The organism is Parafrankia sp. FMc2 (genome assembly GCF_041008525.1).
In the GTDB taxonomy this organism is placed as follows: domain Bacteria; phylum Actinomycetota; class Actinomycetes; order Frankiales; family Frankiaceae; genus Parafrankia.
This window is the reverse complement of sequence record NZ_JBFLUG010000031.1, coordinates 33,994-55,520: the sequence shown is the minus strand read 5'-3', so window position 1 is coordinate 55,520 and position 21,527 is coordinate 33,994. Positions and strand designations below refer to the sequence as shown.

Here is a 21,527-nt window from a genome sequence, read left to right as displayed (position 1 = left end):
AACACCGACGCCGACCCCGCAAAACCGTGGAACACGCCGCAGACCGACCGTGACCGGAGCTGTACGCATGCCCACACAAGAACAGCCATGGGGGGGCAACCAGTTCAGCAACAACACTATTCGGTGCGTTGACTGACGCCCGCCGCGGGGCACCAAAAGCAACACGGGGACGACATGACCGCCACGGCGCCCAAGGCCGGATCCCGCACAACGGACGCAGCAGAACTACGCTCGTCGGCTCCGGGGTCCCTCGAAAGCAACTGGTCAGCAATCAGCGACAACCAGTTGTTGCTCCGATTGGTTGGCGCCATGTCCCGGGCAGGCGGGTTCGCCCAGCCCGGCGCCCGGTGAACCGCCCGCGGATCACCGCAGGCCACGCCGACCGCGCCCTGGATCAGAGGAGGTCGGGAAGCTCCTGGGTGGCGAACCAGAGGAGCTCGAAGCCCTCCGCGCCGTCCACGACGAAGGCGGCGTCCTCACTGCCGAGATCGGACTCGAGCACGGCCTCGACCGCGGCGCGCACCGCGTCCTGCGCCTCGGTGTCAGCCGGGTCGTCCGTGTGGACCGCGCGCACCAGACCCAGCGGGACGGGCTCGAGGATCTCGACCGCGCCCCGCTCCAGGTCATCGCGAACGCGAACAATCCGCTCGTCCACGTCCGCCGCGAAGACGAACCGCCGGGGCGGGGCCTGCGGATCGGCGTCGAGCAGCCGCAGGCAGGCCCGGGCAGCGCCCTGCAGCGCCACGAACTCCATCTCCTCGGTGTCCGACTGGCTGTACCACTCCCGCAACGCCGGGGTGACCGCGAAGGCCGTGCCGGCCGGCACGGCCCGGTCCCGCAGGACGGCCCGGGCCGCGGTCAGCGTCGAGGGAAGGTAGACACGCATGCGGCACAGTGTCGCAACCCGCGCTCAGCCGACCAGCCCCAGGTCCGCGTTCTCCTCCGGAGATCCGTCACCGGCCGCTCCGCGGGACGTTCCCCGGGCGGTGCGCGGGGTTGTTCCTCCTGCCGCCCGCGGGCCGGTCGCGCCGCGCGCCGCCGGTGCGCGGCCGCGCGTGGGCACCGTGTCGCCCTGCACAACATCCTGCGCCGGAGCCGTGGCCCGCCTGGTCGGGCCGGTGCCGGCCCGCGTCGACCCAGTCGTCGTCCCCGCGGTGGACGCAGTGGCCGCCCGCGTGGGCCCGGTTGCCCCCCGTGTTCCCGTGGCGGTTCCCGTGGCGTTCCGCGAACCGGTGGTGCTCCGCGGGCCGGTGGTGCTCCGTGCGGGGCGCGCGACCGGGCTCGCGGTCGGAGCCGGCAGCGCCCGCAGCGCCTCCGTCGAGGTGCGCAGCGATGTCTCGAACACCTCGGCCCGCCTGGTCAGGTCCATCATGTTGCCGCCGATGACCTGGAGGTCCTCCGGCCCCGGGCACAGGACCGTGACCCTGATTCCGGCGGCCTGGACGAGCTCGATCTCGCGGGCCAGCCGCCGGGTCGCGGCCCGGCGCATCTGCCGCTCGACGAGGGCGACGGCGCTGCGTGGACGGTCACTCTCAAAGGAGCAGGCCGGCGCCAGGACCATCACCTCGTCCAGATTCGAGGCGGCGAGGAGGTCCAGCGACGCGGGCGATCGCGTCCCACCATCGACGAACCGCCGACCGCTGATTCTGATCGGTGCGTACCAGCCGGGAATCGCGCACGAGGCCATCACCGCGTGGGACAGCGGCGCCGGCGGGGCGCCCTCGGACCCGAACAGCACCCGGCCGCCGGTGTCGAAGTCCATGGCGACGATGTGCAGCTGCGGGTGGAGAGGCCAGCCGTTCGGCCCGAGTGGTTCCTGCTGGCGTCCGCGCCGGGCGCCTGGCGGGACTGCCGCCGAGCGCTTGGCCGCCAGCGGGTCCAACGGATGTTCCAGCCGCTCGGTAGCGGCGATCACCAGGTCGCCGATGGCGGCGATCTGCCCACGGCCCTGCGGCAGCAGCGCGGCGAGCGCGACCATCGGTGTCGTCTGGCGCGGATGCAGGGCGCTCGCGGTGAGCAGGCGCGGTGATCCCATCCGCATCCGCGGCCTCGGCGGCAGCGAAGCCCCCAGGTCCCGGTAGTCCAACACGGGATAGCCCGGTTCGAAGACCCCCCGCTCGGAGTTCACCATCACGTCCGCGCCGATCCCGAGACCGAGCAGCGCCGCGATCACGGAACCAGCGGACGTCCCCACCACCACATCGTGGTCACGGACGTCCACGCCCTGTTCCGCCTCGATCGCCCGCAGCGCTCCGATCATCCAGGCGGAGCCGAGCACACCGCCCGCACCGAGCACGAGTCCCCTACGCGAAGCCCGCTTCCTCGGCATTGCGTCACCTCCCGGCGCGGTGTGTTTCGGCCACACACACGGGTCCGGGCGTGCGCTGACACCGATGTCGCCGCTCCCTCACGGGCCGTCCGCGCCTCTGCTGTCACAACCCGGCCGACCCGGCGGTTGTGCCGGGTCGGCCGCCCCGTTCCGCCGCGGCGCTTCCGGATGGCGGCGCATCCGGCGACAGGTTCCACGGCGGCCACGCGTACGGCGTCGTCTTACTCCGGCGGCTCGTGCTCCTCGGGGAAGCTGGTCTCCAGCACTCCCCAGGTACGGAGTCGCTCGGCGAACTCCTGCGGCGTCGTGTCATGCAGCAACGCCAGCGCGCGGACGTCGCCGTCACGGATCGACAGCACGTGCCCCGCGTAGTCGTCCCGCTGCCGCTGAATCTGCGCGACCCATCTCCGCACCAGTGCGGACGAGTCCGGCGGAGCCTCGGCAAGCTTCTCGAGGTTAAGAACCGTTCGTGGTCTGCGTTCCCGCGGTGGCAGCTGATCCTCGTTTGGCAGCAGCGCCGAGACGGGAACGCCGTAGAATCCGGCGAGCTCGGACAGCTGATGGACGCTGATCATTCGGTCGCCACGTTCATAGGAACCGACCGCGGCGGTCTTCCACCGACCACGCGACTTCTGTTCAACGCCCTGCAGCGACAACCCCTGCTGGATCCGGATTGCCCGCAGGCGGGCACCCACGGCCTTCGCGTACTCCCGGCTCACCCGACACACCCCCAGCCGTCTCGAACGAGCGATCAACGTGTTCTGCCACCCCGCTGACCTGCGTGATGACGGACCACGCACACACTAACGTAACGTCCCCGAAAGCAACGATTCAGTACCCGACAGACGAATGATGCGGATGGCGGCGAGTCGACCACTTAACCGACCATGATTTGCACGAACCGCAGCAGACCACTCACCACGGGACGCGATCCTGGACCTCCTTATCACCCAAAGCCAGGGTGTCGCCACTGCTCGCGGGTAACCGCTTGACGATTCGATGCCCTCGAATCGCTCCCTGTAACCATGGTCGCCACCAGCCACCGCCCCACTGGACAGGGCAATGCGGAAGGCCGACCGTCAGCCGGTCACGCGAAATAGACCGTACTGAGCCGAATGTCACGCCAATTGATTCACATTGTCAGGTATGCGCAGCCCGGAGCGACTCGGCCTCAAGCGGTCCGACACGGCCGCTGGCAGGCGCGCCACCGGCCCGTCGGCACGTCCACCACCGGCCCGTCACAACGTCACGACGGGCCCGTAGCAACCTTCCGGCGTGCCGTTCGCGGTCTCGCGGCGGACCCGTCAGACGTCAGCGGGAGGCGCGACGCAGGGACGAGCGCCGACGACGCGCCCCGCCGGAGACCCCGACGAAACGGTCAGCCAGATCACGTATCGCCAGCCGGGCCGGTGAGGTCGGGGCGATATCACGCAGCAGCTGGCCTGAGGCAGCGGCGGCGTCCAGGCCGGTGAGGTCGTGCGGGACCAGCGCGACCGGTTCACGACCGGTGTGACGGGCCATCGCCCGCGATACCTCCCGCCGGGGATCCCCTCCGACCACCGACCCGCGCAGCCGGTTGACCACGATCAACGGGTCGGCGAGGGGCACCGCCTCACGCAGCTCCGCCAGACCCCGGACGAACCGCACCAGGCCGACCGGCTCCGCGGACGCCACCGCGAGCACGGAGTCGGCAGCACCCAGGACGGCCAGCGTCGCGCCGTTGCGTCGCGGCGCGGCCGTGTCGAACGACAGCTCCTCGTCCGTCTCCAGGCAGAAGCCGCAGTCGACGACCACGAAGGAGGCCAGCCGGCGCGACAGCGCGAGGACTGTCTCCACCGATGCGGGACGCAGCTCCGGCCAGCGCGAGGGCCGGGAGATCCCGGGCAGCACTCGCAGCCCGCCACCGAGATCGCGACACAGCAGCGCGAGCCGGGGAACGTCCAGCAGGCCCTGGTTGGCCGAGCGGGCCGCGGCGGCGAGGCCCGGTGCCTCCTCCAGCAGGCCGACATGCTGGCCGATGGAGCCGCCGTAGGAGTCCGCGTCGATGAGGAGGGTCGACTGGCCCAGTCCGGCGAGTTCGGCGGCGAGGCCGAGGGCGATTGTGGTGCGCCCGGGCGAGCCGACCGGCCCCCACACGGCGATGAGCCGCCCCTCCACGAGCTCGGCGGGCTCGTCCGCGCCGTTCGCCTCGGCCCCTGCCGGAGCGAGGGCAGCAGCACCCCGGAACCCGGTGAGCGGCTCGCTGAAGGCTGGGGGAAGTGCGGGCGGGGCGGCCATGTCCGCCAGGGCACGGGTCGCCTCGACGACGGCGGAGGCGACGACTTCGGCGGTGGCGTCCGCGGGGATCACCGCGGCCACCCCGAGCTGACGCAGCCGACGGTCGGCGTCTTCGTCACCTGGCGCGATCAGGCCGACGACGGCCACACCGGAAGCGGCCAGCCGAGTCAGGGCGTCCCGGTCCAGCCGCCGTAGGTCTGCGGAGAGCAGCGCCGCCCGCGCCGCCCCGGTCGTCGCGGCGGCCAGCAGGTCCGGCAGGTCCACACAGCGGCGGACGACGGTGACACCGAGATCACGCCGGTCGAAGGCCGAGACCAGCCCGGCCTCGATGACCGAGTCCGTGACCGCGGTCAGAATCGGCAGGCTCACCGACCGTACCCCGGCGCCGCGGACGGGCCGGACGACCCGACCTCGCCGCGGGCGTCCCGCTCCAGCTTCACGACGTCGACCCGCTCGCTCTGGGACGCGGCGACAGCCCGGATGGCGTCGTCCACCGGCACCCGCAGCGACAGTGACCGGTCGCCACCGCTCAGCCTGTCCTCGGCGACGAACTCGACGTCGTGCAGCACCTGGATCTCCACGCCGGCGCCACCGGTGACCGGCTCTCCCGCCGCGGGACCGTCGGTGCCCGCGGCGCCCTCCGCACCCGTGCCGCCGCCATCGTCGGCGGGTGGCGCGCCGTCCGGCTGGTAGACGAAGACGTCCACATGATCACCCGGAGCGAGCGCGGGCACCCGGCCGGACTTGACGATCACCGGCACCAGCCTCGTCGCCGGTGCTCCCGAGCCGGCGAAGTCGGCACCGCTGACCAGCTCGCCCGCGGTGACCGGACGGGCCAGGGTGGCACCGACCAGGTCACCCCGGCGGTCACCGGGGTAGTAACGGCCAGAGGTGGCGCCGTCGAGGTGGGCGCTGACCGTGCGCAGGTCCCTCTCGACGATCAGGTGCCCCGCCGGGAGGTCTGCCGCGGCGACCACCCACTGGCGGGTCTGGTCCGCCGCTGTGAACAGGCGGGCGCCGGCGACAACGGACACGAGCACCAGCAGGACGCCGACGAGCAGCCGGGAGTCGCGCCACCGGCGGCGGCCGAGCCGGCGCGCCGGCGGCGACGGCGGCACCGGTGGGGTCGGCTCCGGCCGCGCCGGTGCGATGGTCAGCTCGGTCACCAGGCCCTCCTCAACTCGCCGACGCCTCGGCACTCTCGAACCCTACGGTCGCAGAGCGTACGTGGTCGACAACCGCCAACCGGTCCTGTCGGCCATAACGGCCTAACCGGTCACTATGGCCGCCTGGTCTGCTTCCCGTACATAAGACGCCTGGCGGTGCCCTCACGATGCGTCGTAGCCGTCCGGGGCATAAGCCTGCTGGACAGGCGGTGGCCGAGGAAGCCCCTGACCTGGGACGACGACCCGCGCAGCGGGTGGCGGGAAGCCCGGCGCCACCGGTTCGGACCCGCCCGTCGTTGCTTCTTCGGGTCGACAGCAGCTGCCAGGAGGCAGCTCATCAAGCGGTATCGCGTGCAGTTATCCACAAGCCGAGGCATTCGAACGCGATGTCACGCGGAAACTCTGATACACAGGGAAGACGCGCCGACCATCACCGGAGAGGGGGCGTTGATGAACGACCGCTTCCTTCAGCTCAGCGATGTCGCGGAGATCCTCAACATCTCTGCCAGCCAGACATACGCGCTCGTCCGCTCTGGTGAGCTCCCGGCGATCAAGATCGGCGGGCGCGGGCAGTGGCGGGTCGAGCGGACCGAGCTCGAGGCCTACATCCAGCGCGCCTACGAGCAGACCCGGGCCTTCGTCGCGGCGAACCCGATGAGCCGCAACGAGGCCATGCCCGACGACTGACCCGAGCCTGCCTCGCCCGGTCTCAGCTTCTCCGGATGTAGGCGAGCCCGTCGAAGGGCACCGTCCAGCCGGAGCGAACGTCATTGCGGCGCGCGAACTCCCCCAGCGGGTGCTCGGCGAGCTCAAGGAAGTCCGCGCCGACACGCAGCAGCGTCCCGGTGAGCACCGCGCCACCGAGCAGCGCGACCGCACAGACGCTCCGGTCACGGACCAGCCCACGCACGACGTGCCGCAGGTCGAGGCGAGCGGCCAGACGCCCCTCGTGGCCGGGCTGCGCCGAGATGGTCGTCAACCCGCGAACCGCGAGCAACGAGGCGCGAGGTACCAGTACCTCGGTCGAGCCGGTCTCACTGACCAGCAGCCAGTCCACCCCGAGCGCCGAGAGCCTGCCGGTGATGGCGAGCGGGCCCGGGCCCTGCCCTCCACGTAGCAGGCAGCGGACTTCCGCGCCCACCGCGGGCCGCATCCGGTCGAGCATCCGGAGGTAGGCGGCCTCCCGCCGGCTGCGGTCGGCAATCTCCGCCTCAAGCTCGGCCGCCTCGGCCGCCTCCCACTGCAGCTCAAGATCCGAGAAGAGATCCTCCCACCGCATTTCGGCGCGTTCCTCCATCTTTCCAGGTCAGCCGGCACGAGGCTGGACAAGCGAAGCAGAGCGGATTGACATCCACCTTCTGACGGGTTACACAAGCAAACGTAACCAAACGGCATCGTCCGTGCATGAGCTCCCTGACCCCGAGCCAACACGGCCGCCAAGCCAGCCAACGAAGACACCTCGGCCTACTCACGACCAAAGCAGCGAAGGTCGTCCGGGGCAGGCACCCACCGAACCCAGAGCGGACGGACGGGTACGGAGCATGATCTCAGGGGCAACACGGGACACCGCCGCGCGGGTGGGCGGCGGCCTCGCCGCACTCGGCATCGCCGCCGTACTGGTCCTGTTCGGGCCGAGACTGGCCGACTTCCCCGCGGAGCTCGGCGCGATCGGGCCGTGGTTCCGTGACGCACCCGAGCTGGCCCTCGCCAACTGCCTCGGGCTGATCGCCTGGGTCTGCCTGCTGTGGCTGTGCGCCGGAGTGATCCTCGGGTCGCTCGCCGCGCTGCCGGGCGCGGCCGGCCGGCTCTTCGCGGCGCTGGCCAACCGCGTGCTTCCCAGGGCTGTCCGGCGCATCGTCGAGGTCGGTCTCGGCGTCACGCTCGTCGCCGCCAGTGTCAGCCCGCTCCTCACCGCAAGCCCGGCGGCCGCGGCCACGGGCACGGGCACGACCCAGGCGACCGCCGCCGGCGCGGCCCCGATGTCGGCCGCACCCGGCGCATCCTGGACCGATCCGCCAGTCACCGGCGCGGGCTCGCCGCGGGCGTCCGAGCAGGGTTGGCCCTTCCTCGGCCATGGCGACACCAGTGGACGCCCGGGCACGCCGACCGCCTCGCCGCCGAGCACGGTCTCGCCGCCTGCGGGCGGCGGCACGGGCCGGCCGGCACCAACCAGCGCGGAGGAACTGAGCGCCGTGCTCGGCGACGTCCTCCCGGACGACGTTCTGATCGTGCCCCTGACCCCGGTCAGCGCGGCCGACACACCCTCGGGTGCGGCACACCCACCCTCCGCCACGGCCGCCCCTGACCCCGGCGGCCGGCCCGCGCCCGTGCGCGCGTCGGAACAGGGCTGGCCGTTCCTCGGCCACCCCGACCAGACCCCGTCACCATCCCCAGGCGCCGGCACCGGCACCGGGCCTGCTGCCACGGGCCAGGCCGGCGCAGCCGGCCAGGCTGGTACGGGCAGTCAGCCCGAAACGGGTGGGCGCGCCGACGGCCCGGGCCGGGCAGGCGCCACCGGCCAGGCAGGCGCCGGCGATCCGATGGTGCCGGCGGCCCCACTGGGGACGGGCACTCCGGGGACGGTGCCCGGCGCGCCCGCCCCGGCCCCGCGGTCCAGCCCGGGAGGGCCGTCCGAGGAGGTGGTCGTGCTACGTGGAGACAGCCTCTGGTCCATCGCGGCCCGCCATCTGGGCCCGAGCGCGACATCCGACCAGATCGCCGCCGAGTGGCCACGGTGGTGGTCCGCGAACGCGGACGTGATCGGGCCTGATCCGGACGTCATCCTGCCCGGTCAGCGCCTCGTCCCGCCGCCGGCCCGCTGAGCTCGCCGGTGATGGGAACCAGGCGCCGCGTCGCCTCCGCCACCGGGTCTGCCCGCCCGCCGGACCTCACCCTCGACCGCGCCACCTCCCGAACGCACTCGGAACACAGCACCTCCGACCGCGCCGACCACCCGTGAAAGGCCCGCCGTGACCGCGACGACCGCCCTGACCCTGCCCCGTCGCCGATCCCCGCACGTGGCCGCCGCTCCCGGGCTGCTGCCCGTGCGGCCGACCGATCCGCCCTACGACGATGAGCTCGCCCCGGACGGCAGGGCCGACCCTGCCGTCCGCCCTCACCCGCCCGGGCGTTCCCTGCCCGGACGTCCGGGACGCGCCACGACACCGACCGCGCCTCGCGAGGTGACCAGCGGCACGCGCCGGCTCGCCGAGCGGGGCGCGGTGCTGGCCCGCCCCCCGGAGCAGCCGTCGATCCCGCTGCTCCGGCACCGCGGAGCGGGCACGTCGCGCCGCCTGCTGTCCGGGCCGGACCGCCTCGGATCATCCGCGGCGCGGTCAGGCCGTCAGGAGGCCGGGGGTGCGGCCGAAGCCGGCCCGCCGGCGCAGCCGCGGAAGCCCCCGGATCCGCGGCGGACGGCTGCGGTCGTTGTGCGACTGGTCGTCGAGGTGCTCGCCGGTGCCCGGCCGATGGCGCACCTCGCACCCTGGACCACGGCGGCGCTACAGCATGACCTTCAGCGGACCGCGTCGGTGCTGACGAACCGCCAGCCCAGCCAGGTGCGCAGCGTCCGGGTCAGCGAGCCGCTGCCGGGAATCGCGGAGGTCAGCGCGGTTGTCAGCCGCGGGCCCCGGATGCGGGCGATGGCGCTGCGGATGGAACTCGCTGCCGACCGCTGGCAGGTAACCACCCTGCAACTCGGCTGACGGGTTTCCCACGGTCGGGCTGACCTGTTTCGCACGCCTGCTCGGGCCCCGCCGGGTTCGGGCCCCGCCCGGCTGGCCGGGACGGGGCCCGCTCCGGGTCAGGCTCCGATGTCGCCGTCGTTGCGACGGGAAGGGTCGCCGTGGCAACGCTTGAACTTCCGGCCCGATCCGCAGGGGCAGGGAGCGTTTCGCGCCGTCCGCCCCGCGCCGGCCTCTCCGCCACGGGCACCGGCTCCGGCGCTCGCCGGGCCACGCCCGCCGCCCGCTCCGCCCGGCCGCACCGTTCCGTTGTCAACCGTGGTGGTGACAGGCCCGGCCTCCCCGTCGACAGAGGGAGCCGTGTACTGAAGCCCACCGGTGGGACGGCGCGGTTCGAGACCCTTGACGAAGACCGGCGGTGGCGCCTGGCCGGCCGGCACTCCGGCCGGTGCTGCCGGCGGTGCCGTTCTGCCGCTGCCCGGGGGCGCCGCCGGCAGCGGGGTCACCGGCTGACTGACCGCCGGGACTGCCGGCACCACCGGGGCCTCGGGCGCGGCCGGTGCCGCGACCGCGGCCGCTGCGCCGGTGTCCGTGTCCCGGCCGGCCACCTGGACCTCGACGTTGAAGAGGAGACGGACGGATTCCTCCTTGATCCCCTCCATCATCGTCTGGAACATGTCGAAGCCCTCGCGCTGGTACTCGACCACCGGGTCGCGCTGGCCCATGGCCCGCAGGCCGATGCCCTCCTGCAGGTAGTCCATCTCGTAGAGGTGCTCACGCCACTTGCGGTCGAGCACCGCGAGAACCACTCGGCGCTCGAGCTCGCGCATCACCGCCTCGCCGTCCGGCTTGTCGCCGAGGTCGAGCTCGCGGCGGTCGTAGGCCTCCTGCGCGTCCGCCTGAAGGTCCTCCAGCAGCAGGTCCGCGGTCAGCCCTTCGCGGTCGTCGGTGGCGGGTGCGTCAACGCCGATCGGGTAGAGCTGGCCGAGGCCGGTCCACAGCGTGTCGAGATCCCACTCCTCGGGATAGCCCTCGACGGTGGCACCCCGGACATAGCCCTCGATCGTGTCGTCGACGAAGTGGCGCACCTGCTCGTGAAGGTCGGCGCCTTCCAGAACCTTGCGGCGCTCCTCGTAGATCACGGTGCGCTGCTTGTTCATGACCTCGTCGTACTTGAGGACGTTCTTGCGGATCTCGAAGTTCTGGCCCTCGACCTGCGTCTGCGCCGAACGGATTGCGCGCGTCACGATCTTCGACTCGATGGGCACGTCGTCCGGGATGTTGAGGCGGTCCATGATGCCCTCGACGGCCGCGGCGTTGAACAGCCGCATGAGGTCGTCCCCGAGGGAGAGGTAGAAGCGGGACTCGCCGGCGTCTCCCTGTCGGCCGGCCCGGCCGCGGAGCTGGTTGTCGATCCGACGGGACTCGTGCCGCTCGGTGCCGAGCACGTACAGACCGCCGGCCGCGACGACCTCCTCGTGCTCGGCCGCGACCGAGGCCCGCGCCTTCTCCAGCGCCGCGGACCACGCGGCTTCGTAGTCCTCCGGAGTGTCCACCGGCGACAGGCCCCGCTGCCGCAGCTCCGCGTCGGCGGTGAACTCGGGGTTGCCGCCCAGCATGATGTCGGTGCCTCGACCGGCCATGTTCGTGGCGACGGTGACCGCGCCTCGCCGGCCCGCCTCCGCGATGATCACTGCTTCCCGCTCGTGGTGCTTGGCGTTGAGGACCTCGTGCCGCACACCGCGCTTGGTGAGCTGCTTGGACAGGTACTCCGACTTCTCGACGCTGGTCGTACCGACGAGGACCGGCTGGCCCTTCTCGTGGCGCTCGGCGATGTCCTCCACGACCGCGTCGAACTTCGCGATCTCCGTCTTGTAGACGACGTCCGGCTGGTCCGCGCGGGCCATCGCCTTGTTGGTCGGGATCGGGACGACGCCGAGCTTGTAGATCTGGCTGAACTCGGCGGCCTCGGTCATCGCCGTACCGGTCATGCCGGAGAGCTTGTCGTAGAGGCGGAAGTAGTTCTGGAGGGTGATCGTCGCCAGGGTCTGGTTCTCCTGCTTGATCTCGACCTTTTCCTTGGCCTCGATCGCCTGGTGCATGCCCTCGCTGTAGCGCCGGCCGTGCAGGACACGGCCGGTGAACTCGTCGACGATGAGAACCTCACCGTCGGTGACGATGTAGTCCTTGTCCCGCTTGTAGAGCTCCTTGGCCTTCAGCGAGTTGTTGAGATAGCCGACGAGCGGGGTGTTCACGGACTCGTAGAGGTTCTCGATACCGAGCTGGTCCTCGACCTTCTCCACGCCGGACTCGGTGATCGCGACCGTCCGCTTGCCCTCCTCGACCTCGTAGTCGACCTCCTTCTCCAGGAGGGGGGCGATGCGGGCGAACTCCGTGTACCAACGGGTCGGGTTGTCCGCCGGGCCACTGATGATCAGCGGTGTGCGGGCCTCGTCGATGAGGATCGAGTCGACCTCGTCGACCACGGCGAAGTGGTGCCCGCGCTGGACCAGCTCCTCGGCGCTCCACGACATGTTGTCGCGCAGGTAGTCGAAGCCGAACTCGTTGTTCGTGCCGTAGGTGATGTCGCACTGGTACTGCTGGCGGCGTACCGCCGGCGGCATCTGCGGGTGTATGACACCGACCGTCAGCCCGAGGAAGCGGTGGACACGGCCCATGTTCTCGGCATCGCGCTGAGCCAGGTAGTCGTTCACCGTGATGATGTGGACGCCGTTGCCCGTCAGGGCGTTGAGGTAGGCGGGCAGCGTGGAGACCAGGGTCTTGCCCTCACCGGTCTTCATCTCGGCGATGTTGCCCAGGTGCAGCGCCGCACCGCCCATGATCTGGACGTCGAAATGGCGCTGGCCGAGCGTGCGCCGAGCCGCCTCGCGGACCACCGCGAACGCCTCCGGAAGCAGCTCGTCGAGGGACTCGTCCTCGTTCGCGAGGCGCTGACGGAACTCGTCGGTCATCCCGCGCAGCTCCGCGTCGGTCAACCCGGTGAAGTCGTCCTCGATGAGGTTCACCTGCTCGGCGATCGCCTTGAGCTTGCGCAGAATCCGGCCCTCACCGGCGCGCAAGATCTTGTCTAGAACCACGGCGGAACTCCTCCGGCAGGCATGTCGGCGAACTCACCGACACCACGATGCTAGCCCTTCGATCGTCGCCCACGGCCCGAGCTCGAACCACCGGCGACACGGCGGGTCCGGGAGCGGCTGGCCGCACCCGGACGATGCGGATTCTCCCGCTCCCCGCGACTGTCCAACGAGTGTGGGACCCCTCCCGTGCCCGGCGTGCCACACGTGCGATCCCCACCCGCCACCCGCCAGCGCTGGCATCGTGGGCGGTATGCGTTCCGACATCGGATCTGCCCCGGGCCTGAAAGCCGCACCCGGCCACAGCTCCGCCCCCGGTCCGGAAACCGCGGCCGGCTCCGCCCCCCGGATCCCGGCGGGCTCCGGCCCCGCCGCCGGCCCGGAAGCGCCCGCCGGCTGGATGTCGGGCGGTCGGACGGCGGACCTCGCCGCACGCCGGCTGCCACTGGAACCGGTCGAGATCACCGCGGGCATGTTGCATCTGCGACCCTGGAAGCTGTCCGACGCCGAGGCGGTCTTCCGTGCCTGCCAGGACCCGGAGATCCCACGCTGGACGCGGGTGCCCGTGCCTTATACCCAGGGCCACGCCGAGGACTTCGTCTGCCGCCAGGCGCCGGATGCCTGGGCCACGGCCACCGGCGCGCCGCTGGCCGTGGTCGACGCCACGACCGAGGAGCTCCTCGCCTCCGTGGCTCTGCAGGAGATGACAGATGAGGGCGACGCGGAGGTCGCCTACTGGTGCGCCGCCGGGGCACGTGGACGGGGGGTGACGACAGCCGCCACCGCCGCGCTGCTGCGCTGGGGCTTCGGCGCACTCGGGCTGGAGCGGGTCGAGTGGCGGGCGGCGGTCGGCAACCACGCCTCCCGCCGGGTCGCGGAGAAGCTCGGCTTCACCCTTGACGGCACGTTGCGAGGCGCCGTCGTCCTCGGGGACGGCGCCCGGCATGACTGCTGGATCGGCTCACGGCTCGCCACGGACCCACCGGTCTGAGACCCGATCGTGCCGGTGCGCTCGCCGGTCACGCATACCCGTGGCGGCGCCGCCGTCGGTGCGCGCTGGCGCCATGCCCCGACGACGATGCCGTCGGCGCCGGCGCACGGGCCATCGCGGACGAACCGGACCCGAACCTGATCAGGTGATCTCCAGCAGCTTCTCCCGCACCGCGTACACCACCGCCTCCATGCGGGAGTGCAGCTGGAGCTTCTCGAGAATGTTCCGGATGTGGTTCTTGACGGTGTTCTCGCTGATGTAGAGCTGCTTGGCGATATCCCGGTTGTTCAGCCCCTTGGCGACCAGCCGGAGGACCTCCATCTCCCGGTCGGTCAGCCGCGGGGTCGGAAGCTGGGGACGGTCGTCCTTGGTTTTGATCATTGCGGCGAACTCGCTGAGCAGCTTGGACGCCATCGACGGACTGATGAGGCTCTGGCCGTTGTAGACCGCACGGATGTCCGCGGCGACCTCGTCGATCGAGATCTCCTTGAGCAGATAACCCATGGCACCGGCCTTGATGGCGTCGAAGAGGTCGGCTTCCTCGTCGCTTATCGTCAACATGACGATCTTCGCGCTGGGCACCTTCTCCTTGATTGCGCTGGTGGCGTCGATCCCGCCGCGTCGAGGCATCCGGACGTCCATCAGGACGATGTCCGGTGCCATCTCGGCGGCCATCGTGACAGCTTCCGACCCGTCCGCCGCCTCGCCGACGACCTCGATGTCGACCTCCTGCGCGAGGACCATCTCCAGGCCGCGGCGGAACAACGCGTGGTCGTCAACGATCAGCACCCGGATGGGATTCGCCTCCGATGGCGTCCGCAGCGCCTCCTCGGAACGCTGCTCGTCCACCGTCATCTCCGACCTCCCCTGGAACCGCTCCCGCGGGGTGCGCCACCAGACATCACGCCGCTGGTGGCACACCCCGTGGAACGTGCCGTGTGCACCGATGCCGGGAGTCCGACACCCGAGGCAAATGGTCCCACGTCGGCAGGGGGGATCGACCGTCACACGGCGGAAATGACCGCCGACGCCGGTTCCCGCGCGCCGTCCATGCCGTCCGCGCCGTTCCGGTTGGCCGCGCCGGTGAGCCGGATGACGCCGTAGTCGTAGCCGCACCTGCGGTACACGACGCTGGGTAGACCGCTGCGTGCGTCGAGGAAGAGGTAGAAATCGTGGCCGACGAGTTCCATGTTCGACAGGGCGTCGTCGAGGGTCATGGGCGCGGCGACGTGGGTCTTCTCGCGTACCACCATCGGTGAGTACTCCACTTCCTCGACGCGCTCGGTGCCCGGCCTACCGTCGCTCGACACCCACTCCTGCGCCGTCGGGGCCGCCGCGGTTTCGGGCGCGGCCCGCTCCGCGGCCGCGGCCGGCTGGCCGTCGCCCGAGTTCAGGACACCGGCGTCGGGGACGAGGACGTCAGGGACGAGGGACAGGTCTGCTGTCAGGGACCCGGCGCGGCCCGGCCCGGGATGGTTCGCACCCGCGTGGTTGGCATGGTGGCGGACCCGGCGATCGGCGGCTCGGCGAAGGCGCTCGGTGAGCTTGGCGGTAGCGCGGTCGAGCGCCGCGTAGGAGTCGCCGGCGGCGGCCTCGGCGCGGATGACAGGTCCCCGCGAGTAGACGGTCAGCTCGACCCGGTCGCACATGTCGGACAGCCGGGGATTGCTCTCCTTGGAGAGTTCCACATCGACCCGCATCACCCTGGAATCGAGTCGCTCGAGTTTGGCGAGCTTGGTCTGGACATGCCTGCGGAAACCTTCTGATACCGCTGTGTGCCTGCCCTTGACCACGATGTCCACGCGATCCACCTCCCGTTCACCTGGCCCGGCCGGCCGATCCACACCGAATCAGCGCGACCAGCAAGTCGGTTCTCCGGCGAAGTTCCGGTACGGGTCACCGTGCGCCGACCCGTACCTGGAAGAGACCGCCGAAGATTGTCAACGTTCCTGGTGTCAGTTGTTGGTGCCGGCTTGTGACGCTGGTGCCGCAGGCCGTCTCCCTTCATGCGGGCACCTGCGCTTGTGTCCGTGACCATGGCATCGGCGAGTTTTCCACCGACCCACCACGCTCGGCTCCTTCCCCTTGCCGGCCAGATCCATGCCGGAACCGACCTGCCGATTTCGGTTGATTCCGACCCGGCATAACGGGACTCCCGAACCCACCTTGCGGTCGCTGGGCGCGATCAGCGGGCCCCGCCTCGCTCACACCCGGCGGGCGGCCTCACGGCTCCGGCACAGAGGGGGGCTGAGCGCCGCACCCGCCGAGGAGCGGCAGGTGCGCCACATCGCCCTCGCCCTGGAAGACCGCGCCGCATCCTGCGGCGCCACCTTCGTCACCGGCTTGCGCCGTCGGCTCCCGGGGGGTGGAGCTCGTGGGTCCAGTCTGCTCCTTCGGCGGGATTACGGCGGGCAATCCGGGGTGTTGGCGCGTCGCGCCGGGAGCGTGCCGCGCCGCAGTGGTGTCGCGGCGACGGCCGCGATGCCGGCGGGAGCGGCCCAGCCACCAGCCCGCAGCGCGCGCATCGCCTCGCCGCACGTGGCCCCGGTCGTCACGATGTCGTCCACAACGATCGTGATCTCGCCGGGGCCCACGGGCCGTGCTCTCGGCCGCAGAGCGAAGGCACCGGACCGGTTGCGCTGGCGGGCAGTCGCCCCGAGGCCGGCCTGGTCGACGCCGGGACGCAGCACCCGCAGGGCGCCGCTGACCCGGGCTGGTGTGCCCGATCGGGTCAGAACCCGTGCGGCGACCACGGCAAGCCGGGCGACGTGGTCGGCGCCGCGGCGCCGCCGGGCGGCGGCGGTCGTCGGCACGGGCACGAGCACCACCGAGGTGGGCTGCGTGCCCCGGGAGTGCTGCCGGGCCACCGCCGTGGCCGCCCGGGCGAGTGCCCGCCCCAGCAACGGGGCCAGGTCGAGCCTCCCCCGCTCCTTGTAGGCAAGCAGCAGTACTCGGGGGGTGCCCTCGAAGGCCGCGGCAGCGACGAGTGGCGGCGAGCCCGGGCCATGCCCAGGCGGCGGCCATGCCCAGCCCGGAGCACGGGCAGGTGGCGCTACGGCTCGCGAAGGGCGCGCGACCGGGAAGCCGGATGGTGTGGGCGCAGGCGGGAGGTCGCGTAGGTCGCGACCTCGCCGCCCCGGGCTGGCCGTGGGACCCGGGGCGGCGAGAACCAGGGGGCCTGTCAGTGCCGCGGTGCACCGAGGGCAGGCCGCGTACCCCGGCAGCCCGCAGCCGGCGCACGGCCGGGGCAGCACGAGATCCACGAGAGTCGCCAGCGCTTCACGCAGGAGCAGAAGGAGCGCCGGCGCTTCGCGTATGACGGGCGATGTGGTCACTCGTCGAGCATGTACGGCGCCGGCGGGACGGGCGGGGTCGCAGGCCCGGCTGTGGACATCCGCGCGTGGACTGGACGTTCTGTGCACAGCCCGCGGCCCGCGGCGCCCGACCACGTGGAGGAAGTAGCGAGTCTGCAACGATGTGCATGCCGCGAACGTTGGTCGGCACGGACAGCACGAGCGCAGGGAGACCACGATGGCGGACGGGGCCGGTCAGACCCCTCCCGGCACGCCCGGCCCGCAGGGGCCCGGAACACCCGGTTCCCCCGGGGGACCGCCGTCGGGGGAGACGCATCCGCCACACGGGTCATGGAACTCCCCACCGCCCTGGGGCTCCGGCCCGTGGGGCGGTCCGCCGGTCGCGCCGAAGCCCGGCGTGATCCCGCTCCGCCCGCTGTCGGTCGGCGAGATCCTGGACGGGATCTTCACCACGATCCGGACGAATCCCGGCGCGACACTGGGGCTCACCGTCGGTGTGTCGGCGGTGGTCGAGACCATCAGCACCGTCACCGCGATTGTCGGCGAGGACTCGTCCAACGCCACCGTGGCCGCGCTCGATCTGCTGGTGTTCGGCCTGAACGCCATGCTCGGGATCTTCCTGTCCGGCGTCCTCGCGGTGGTGGTCAGCGAGGCGGCACTCGGCTCGCGGATCTCCGCCGGCGCGGCGGTCCGGCGTGTCACCCCGCGGCTCGGCGGGTTGCTGGTGCTGACCCTGGTGGTCACTCTGCTCAGCGTTCTCGGCCTCCTCGCGTTGATCGTCGGCGCGGTGGCGGTGGCGATCTATCTGTGCCTCGCCTCCCCTGCCTATGTCCTGGAAGGTCAGACGATCCGCGCGGCGCTGCGCCGCTCGCGGGTGCTGGTCCGCGGGTCGTGGTGGCGCACGTTCGGCGTCGTCCTGCTCTCCTCGCTGGTGGGGGGCGTGCTGGTGTTCGTCTTCACGATGGTCACCCTGATCGTCCTGGCGACATCCGAGGCCACCTTCGGTGATGCCTTCGAAGGAGACCTGACCGTTGCCGGCTACATCGTCACCGGGATCGGCAACCTGATCGCGACGACCGTCGCGACACCGGTGCTGTCCGGCGCCATCGTCCTGCTGTACATCGACCAGCGAATCCGCCGGGAAGGCCTGGACGTGACTCTCGCCGAGACCGCCCGGCAACGCGCAACGGCGTCGTGACCGCGGCCCGCCCGGGCGGTCCTGCGACGACGGTACTGACGGCTGTCAGCGATCAGCTGGGCGCGCCCATCACCCGGGACGGTGCCCGCGAGGAGGCGCGCCGCGAGCTCTCCCGGCAGGTCTACCGGGAGGCCGGCCCCGGCTGGTTCACCCGGGCGCTCAACTGGTTCAACGAGCGTCTGAGCGACCTGTGGGACTGGATCATCCCCGACCCCGGTGTCGGTGTGGCCGGCTTTCAGGGGCTCGGCGTCCTGGCCCTCGTCCTCGTGCTCGTGACGCTGCTGGTTGTGGTCCGGCTGTGGCTCGGTCCGGTCCGGCGATCCTCGTCCGGGCAGCGGGAGGACGGTGATCTGTCCAGCCCGCTCACCGCGGACCAGCTTCGTGCGCTGGGCGACGCCCAGGCCGAGCGGGGAGACTTCGCCGACGCCGTACGGACCCGGCTCCGAGCGGTCGCTCGGATGCTCGAGGAGCGGACCCTGATCGACTTGCGGCCAGGGCGAACTGCCGGGGAGCTGGTCAGCGACCTGCGGGCCGCGACGGCCGGCGGGGCCGCGACACGGGTCACGGCCGGCGGGGCGTCCGGTGACCCGGTCGGGGCGCTGTCGGCCGCGGTCGAGGTCTTCAGCGAGATCTGGTACGGCGGCAGGCCGGCGACCAGGCACGACTACGAGATGGTCGTGCGGGCCGACGAGGAGCTCGGAAGGATTCGCCGCGGTCAGGGCCAGAGCCAGGACCGGTCGGATGACGGCTACCGCGCGGTCCCGGCATGACCGCGCCGCAGGCCAGCCCGCCACGGGAAGCGGCGTCACCGGCCGGGCCAGCCCAGGCGCAGCCCGGCGCGAAGGGCCCCGGAGGGGGGAGCGGGTCGACACATGTCCGCAGCGGCCCCCGGCCCGCGGCCGTGGGCCGGGGCGTCCGCCTCACCGCGGTTCTCGCCCTCCTGGTGGCCTGTTACGCGGTGGTGGTCGCCGCGGTGACTGGCCCTGGCCAGGGCGGGTACCTGGACGCCGAGTCACCGGGTGGCGCCGGTTCGCTCGCCCTCGCGCAGATCCTGCGCGGGCGCGGGATCACCGTGTCCGTGGCAGAGGCGAGGTCCACGCTGCGGCCTGAGCCGGCGGCGCCGGAAGGCACCGGTCCGGTCGGCGACAGCACGCCGCGCACGGTCCTGGTCACCGGCCCCGACCTGCTGGCGGACACCGAGATCGTCGCGCTGGTGCAACGCGTCCGCGCCGGTTCGGACGTGCTGCTGGTCGCCCCGTCACGACCTGTCGTGGACTATCTGGCCGCCATGGGGATCCCGATCGCCACCGCCCCGCCGGACCGCTTCGACCTCTCGGGCGAGGACGCCAGGCCAGGATGCACGCTGCCGGAGGCAACCGTCGCCGGCGCAGCCGCGATCGGGGACGCGGTCCGTTTCACCCCTCCCGACGACGCCACTCCCCGCCCTGGCCAGCAGGGCTGGCTGGGCACCACCCCCCGACTGGACCTCTGCTACAGCTCCCCCGAGGCCGCCCGCCTCGCCGTCCTCACCCCGGACGGGGGGCCCGAGGTACGACCCGGTCCCGGGGAGTCCGCCGGCCGGCTTGTTCTGCTCGGTGACGGCCAGTTCCTCACCAATGCGAGGCTGGACGAATCCGGCAACGCCGCGCTGGCGCTGGGCCTGCTGTCCCGGAATCTCCAGGTGGACTGGGTGCAGCAGCTCGTCCCGAGCGAGAACCCGGTTGGCCGGCAGAGCCTGAGCGATCTGCTGCCGGACCGTTTCTGGGTCGTCTGCCTGCAGGTTCTCGTCCTGCTGATGGCACTGGCGGCGTGGCGTGGGCGCCGGCTTGGGCCGCCCGTCGCCGAGCCTCTCCCGGTCGTCGTGCGCTCGGCGGAGACGGTGGAGGGCCGAGGCCGTCTCTACGCCGCCGGGCACGCCCGTGAGCGGGCCGCCGAGGCGCTGCGCGCCGGCCTGCGCGCGCGTCTCGCGGAGCGACTTGGCATCCGTGCCGACGGCCCGCCGATCGCCGGCGGGGCACCCGGCATCGCCCGGACGGGCGTCCACGAACCGAACCCGGGTGTCCTGATCGCCGCCGTCGCCGAGCAGACCGGCCGACCCGCCGGAGATGTCGGGGCACTCCTGTACGGTCCGGGCATGGTGCCCCCGGGCTACAGCTGGGCCGCGTCCGGGCCGGTGTACCCGGCAGGGGGCCTGCCGTCCGGCGGCGGTGCCACGGGTGGCGACGCGGCGGGTGGCGACGCCGCCCTCGTTCGGCTGGCCCGTGAACTGCACGAACTCGATCGACAGGTGGGCAGAAGGTGACCTCCCCGAACCCCGGAGCGACTCCGGCCGAGCCGGACGGCTCGGCGACGTTGCGCGCCCCGCTGCAGCCCCCGCAGGCGCCTCCCCCGCCGCCGGCTGCCCCACCGCCGACGCAGATGGCGGCTGTTCAGGGGCCGGGTGGGCAGGCGCAGCCCTTCGTGCCGGGGACGCCGTCAGCGACAGCCGTGCCGGGGTCGCCGCCCGGGCCCGATGCCGAGGGCGCGCGGCGGGCCCTGATCGAGCTGCGGCACGAGGTCGCGAAGGCCGTCGTCGGGCAGGACGCGGCCGTGAGCGGGCTGGTGATCGCCCTGATCTGCCACGGTCACGTACTGCTCGAGGGTGTGCCCGGGGTGGCGAAGACGCTGCTCGTCCGGACACTGGCGACCGCGCTGTCACTGGACACCAGGCGGGTGCAGTTCACCCCGGACCTGATGCCCGGAGACGTCACCGGTTCGCTGGTCTACGACAACCGGACCAGCGAGTTCGCCTTCCGCGAGGGCCCGGTCTTCACGAACCTCCTGCTCGCGGACGAGATCAACCGGACGCCTCCGAAGACCCAGGCGGCGCTGCTCGAGGTGATGGAGGAGCGGCAGGTCACCGTGGACGGGCAGCCGCGGCGGCTGCCGACGCCGTTCGCCGTGCTGGCGACGCAGAACCCGATCGAGCACGAGGGCACCTACCCGCTGCCCGAGGCCCAGCTGGACCGCTTTCTGATCAAGGTGACACTGCCGCTGCCGCCGCGGGAGGACGAGGTCCACATCCTGGCCCGCCATGCCGGCGGCTTCGACCCGAGCGATCTGGCAGCCGCCGGCGTGCACCCCGTGGCGGGGCCGGCGGACATCATCGCCGCCCGGAACGCGGCCGCACGGGTCCAGGTCCAACGCGAGGTGCTCGCCTACATCGTCGACCTCGCCCGGGCCACCCGGGCGCTGCCATCCGTCCTGCTCGGGGTGTCCCCGCGTGGCGCGACGGCGCTGCTGGCGACCGCCCGGGCCTGGGCCTGGTTGTCGGGTCGCTCGTACGTGACGCCGGACGATGTCAAGGCGCTGGCGCGGGCGACGCTGCGGCACCGCCTCAGCCTGCGCCCGGAGGCCGAGCAGGACGGGACAACCGCGGAGTCGGTGCTCGACCAGGTGCTCATCACCGTGCCCGTCCCGCGGTAGCGGGGCAGC

General features: G+C 72.1%; 18 protein-coding genes. 8 read left to right on the top strand and 10 right to left on the bottom strand.

The window, feature by feature from the left end; translation table 11 throughout:
* Positions 1–394 precede the first annotated feature (394 nt).
* The 5 genes from AB1460_RS13635 to AB1460_RS13615 all read right to left on the bottom strand — a co-directional run bounded on the left by AB1460_RS13635 (position 395) and on the right by AB1460_RS13615 (position 5,772).
* The gene (locus AB1460_RS13635) at positions 395–886 is read right to left on the bottom strand and encodes a DUF6912 family protein (RefSeq protein WP_018635335.1); all 492 of its coding nucleotides are present in this window, start codon (positions 884–886) and stop codon (positions 395–397) included.
* A 24-nt stretch (positions 887–910) separates the two neighbouring features.
* Positions 911–2,329, bottom strand: coding sequence for a patatin-like phospholipase family protein (locus tag AB1460_RS13630; RefSeq protein ID WP_368961533.1), 1,419 nt, complete (start codon positions 2,327–2,329; stop codon positions 911–913).
* A gap of 221 nt (positions 2,330–2,550) precedes the next feature.
* Positions 2,551–3,048, bottom strand: a complete 498-nt coding sequence (locus AB1460_RS13625; RefSeq protein WP_018635337.1) for a transcriptional regulator — start codon at positions 3,046–3,048, stop codon at positions 2,551–2,553.
* A 592-nt stretch (positions 3,049–3,640) separates the two neighbouring features.
* Positions 3,641–4,975 carry an AAA family ATPase gene (locus AB1460_RS13620; RefSeq protein ID WP_368961531.1) on the bottom strand — a complete coding sequence of 445 codons (1,335 nt, stop codon included), beginning with the start codon at positions 4,973–4,975 and terminating at the stop codon, positions 3,641–3,643.
* Positions 4,972–5,772, bottom strand: coding sequence for an SAF domain-containing protein (locus AB1460_RS13615; RefSeq protein WP_368961530.1), 801 nt, complete (start codon positions 5,770–5,772; stop codon positions 4,972–4,974). The genes AB1460_RS13620 and AB1460_RS13615 overlap by 4 nt, the downstream gene beginning before the upstream one ends.
* A gap of 450 nt (positions 5,773–6,222) precedes the next feature.
* Here AB1460_RS13615 and AB1460_RS13610 point away from each other — a divergent pair, with 450 nt between their 5' ends.
* On the top strand, positions 6,223–6,459 hold the full coding sequence (locus AB1460_RS13610; RefSeq protein ID WP_018635340.1) for a helix-turn-helix domain-containing protein: 237 nt from the start codon (positions 6,223–6,225) through the stop codon (positions 6,457–6,459).
* Positions 6,460–6,481: 22 nt separating this feature from the next.
* On the opposite strand, the gene AB1460_RS13605 is transcribed toward AB1460_RS13610, so the two are convergent.
* Positions 6,482–7,051 (bottom strand): hypothetical protein, encoded by a 570-nt coding sequence (locus AB1460_RS13605; protein WP_368961529.1) that lies wholly within the window; start codon positions 7,049–7,051, stop codon positions 6,482–6,484.
* 262 nt (positions 7,052–7,313) lie between these two features.
* On the opposite strand from AB1460_RS13605, the gene AB1460_RS13600 reads away from it, so the two are divergent.
* Both AB1460_RS13600 and AB1460_RS13595 read left to right on the top strand, forming a co-directional pair.
* Complete coding sequence (locus AB1460_RS13600; RefSeq protein ID WP_368961528.1) at positions 7,314–8,594, top strand: LysM peptidoglycan-binding domain-containing protein; 1,281 nt, start codon at positions 7,314–7,316, stop codon at positions 8,592–8,594.
* Positions 8,595–8,741: 147 nt separating this feature from the next.
* Entirely contained in the window at positions 8,742–9,476 is a 735-nt protein-coding gene (locus AB1460_RS13595) for an Rv3235 family protein (RefSeq protein ID WP_368961526.1), read from the top strand.
* A gap of 98 nt (positions 9,477–9,574) precedes the next feature.
* Here AB1460_RS13595 and secA read toward each other — a convergent pair whose 3' ends face one another.
* A complete protein-coding gene (secA, locus tag AB1460_RS13590) occupies positions 9,575–12,553 on the bottom strand; it encodes a preprotein translocase subunit SecA (protein ID WP_368961525.1) in 2,979 nt (992 codons plus the stop codon).
* Positions 12,554–12,950: 397 nt separating this feature from the next.
* Between secA and AB1460_RS13585 the strand changes: the two genes are divergently transcribed.
* Positions 12,951–13,541, top strand: coding sequence for a GNAT family N-acetyltransferase (locus AB1460_RS13585; RefSeq protein WP_368961550.1), 591 nt, complete (start codon positions 12,951–12,953; stop codon positions 13,539–13,541).
* Positions 13,542–13,682: 141 nt separating this feature from the next.
* On the opposite strand, the gene AB1460_RS13580 is transcribed toward AB1460_RS13585, so the two are convergent.
* From AB1460_RS13580 to AB1460_RS13570, 3 genes are all read right to left on the bottom strand, one after another.
* Complete coding sequence (locus AB1460_RS13580) at positions 13,683–14,396, bottom strand: response regulator (protein WP_018635347.1); 714 nt, start codon at positions 14,394–14,396, stop codon at positions 13,683–13,685.
* Between the two features lie 149 nt (positions 14,397–14,545).
* On the bottom strand, positions 14,546–15,343 hold the full coding sequence (gene hpf / locus AB1460_RS13575; RefSeq protein WP_368961524.1) for a ribosome hibernation-promoting factor, HPF/YfiA family: 798 nt from the start codon (positions 15,341–15,343) through the stop codon (positions 14,546–14,548).
* Positions 15,344–15,943: 600 nt separating this feature from the next.
* The gene (locus AB1460_RS13570) at positions 15,944–16,876 is read right to left on the bottom strand and encodes a ComF family protein (RefSeq protein WP_368961522.1); all 933 of its coding nucleotides are present in this window, start codon (positions 16,874–16,876) and stop codon (positions 15,944–15,946) included.
* 376 nt (positions 16,877–17,252) lie between these two features.
* Between AB1460_RS13570 and AB1460_RS13565 the strand changes: the two genes are divergently transcribed.
* The 4 genes from AB1460_RS13565 to AB1460_RS13550 are packed head-to-tail and all read left to right on the top strand — an operon-like array spanning position 17,253 to position 21,518.
* A complete protein-coding gene (locus tag AB1460_RS13565) occupies positions 17,253–18,053 on the top strand; it encodes a glycerophosphoryl diester phosphodiesterase membrane domain-containing protein (RefSeq protein ID WP_018635350.1) in 801 nt (266 codons plus the stop codon).
* Positions 18,050–18,823, top strand: coding sequence for a DUF4129 domain-containing protein (locus AB1460_RS13560; protein WP_368961521.1), 774 nt, complete (start codon positions 18,050–18,052; stop codon positions 18,821–18,823). The genes AB1460_RS13565 and AB1460_RS13560 overlap by 4 nt, the downstream gene beginning before the upstream one ends.
* On the top strand, positions 18,820–20,355 hold the full coding sequence (locus tag AB1460_RS13555; protein ID WP_368961519.1) for a DUF4350 domain-containing protein: 1,536 nt from the start codon (positions 18,820–18,822) through the stop codon (positions 20,353–20,355). The genes AB1460_RS13560 and AB1460_RS13555 overlap by 4 nt, the downstream gene beginning before the upstream one ends.
* Positions 20,352–21,518: an AAA family ATPase gene (locus AB1460_RS13550; protein ID WP_368961518.1), complete on the top strand. Its 1,167-nt coding sequence runs from the start codon at positions 20,352–20,354 to the stop codon at positions 21,516–21,518. Before AB1460_RS13555 ends, AB1460_RS13550 begins: the two co-directional genes overlap by 4 nt.
* The last annotated feature ends 9 nt before the right edge of the window (positions 21,519–21,527 follow it).

Coding starts and splice junctions, on each gene's coding strand:
- AB1460_RS13580 (WP_018635347.1), bottom strand. CDS start 14,396: ATGACGGTGGACGAGCAGCGTTCCGAGGAGGCGCTGCGGACGCCATCG.
- AB1460_RS13585 (WP_368961550.1), top strand. CDS start 12,951: ATGTCGGGCGGTCGGACGGCGGACCTCGCCGCACGCCGGCTGCCACTG.
- AB1460_RS13605 (WP_368961529.1), bottom strand. CDS start 7,051: ATGCGGTGGGAGGATCTCTTCTCGGATCTTGAGCTGCAGTGGGAGGCG.
- AB1460_RS13635 (WP_018635335.1), bottom strand. CDS start 886: ATGCGTGTCTACCTTCCCTCGACGCTGACCGCGGCCCGGGCCGTCCTG.
- AB1460_RS13555 (WP_368961519.1), top strand. CDS start 18,820: ATGACCGCGCCGCAGGCCAGCCCGCCACGGGAAGCGGCGTCACCGGCC.
- AB1460_RS13630 (WP_368961533.1), bottom strand. CDS start 2,329: ATGCCGAGGAAGCGGGCTTCGCGTAGGGGACTCGTGCTCGGTGCGGGC.
- AB1460_RS13610 (WP_018635340.1), top strand. CDS start 6,223: ATGAACGACCGCTTCCTTCAGCTCAGCGATGTCGCGGAGATCCTCAAC.
- AB1460_RS13600 (WP_368961528.1), top strand. CDS start 7,314: ATGATCTCAGGGGCAACACGGGACACCGCCGCGCGGGTGGGCGGCGGC.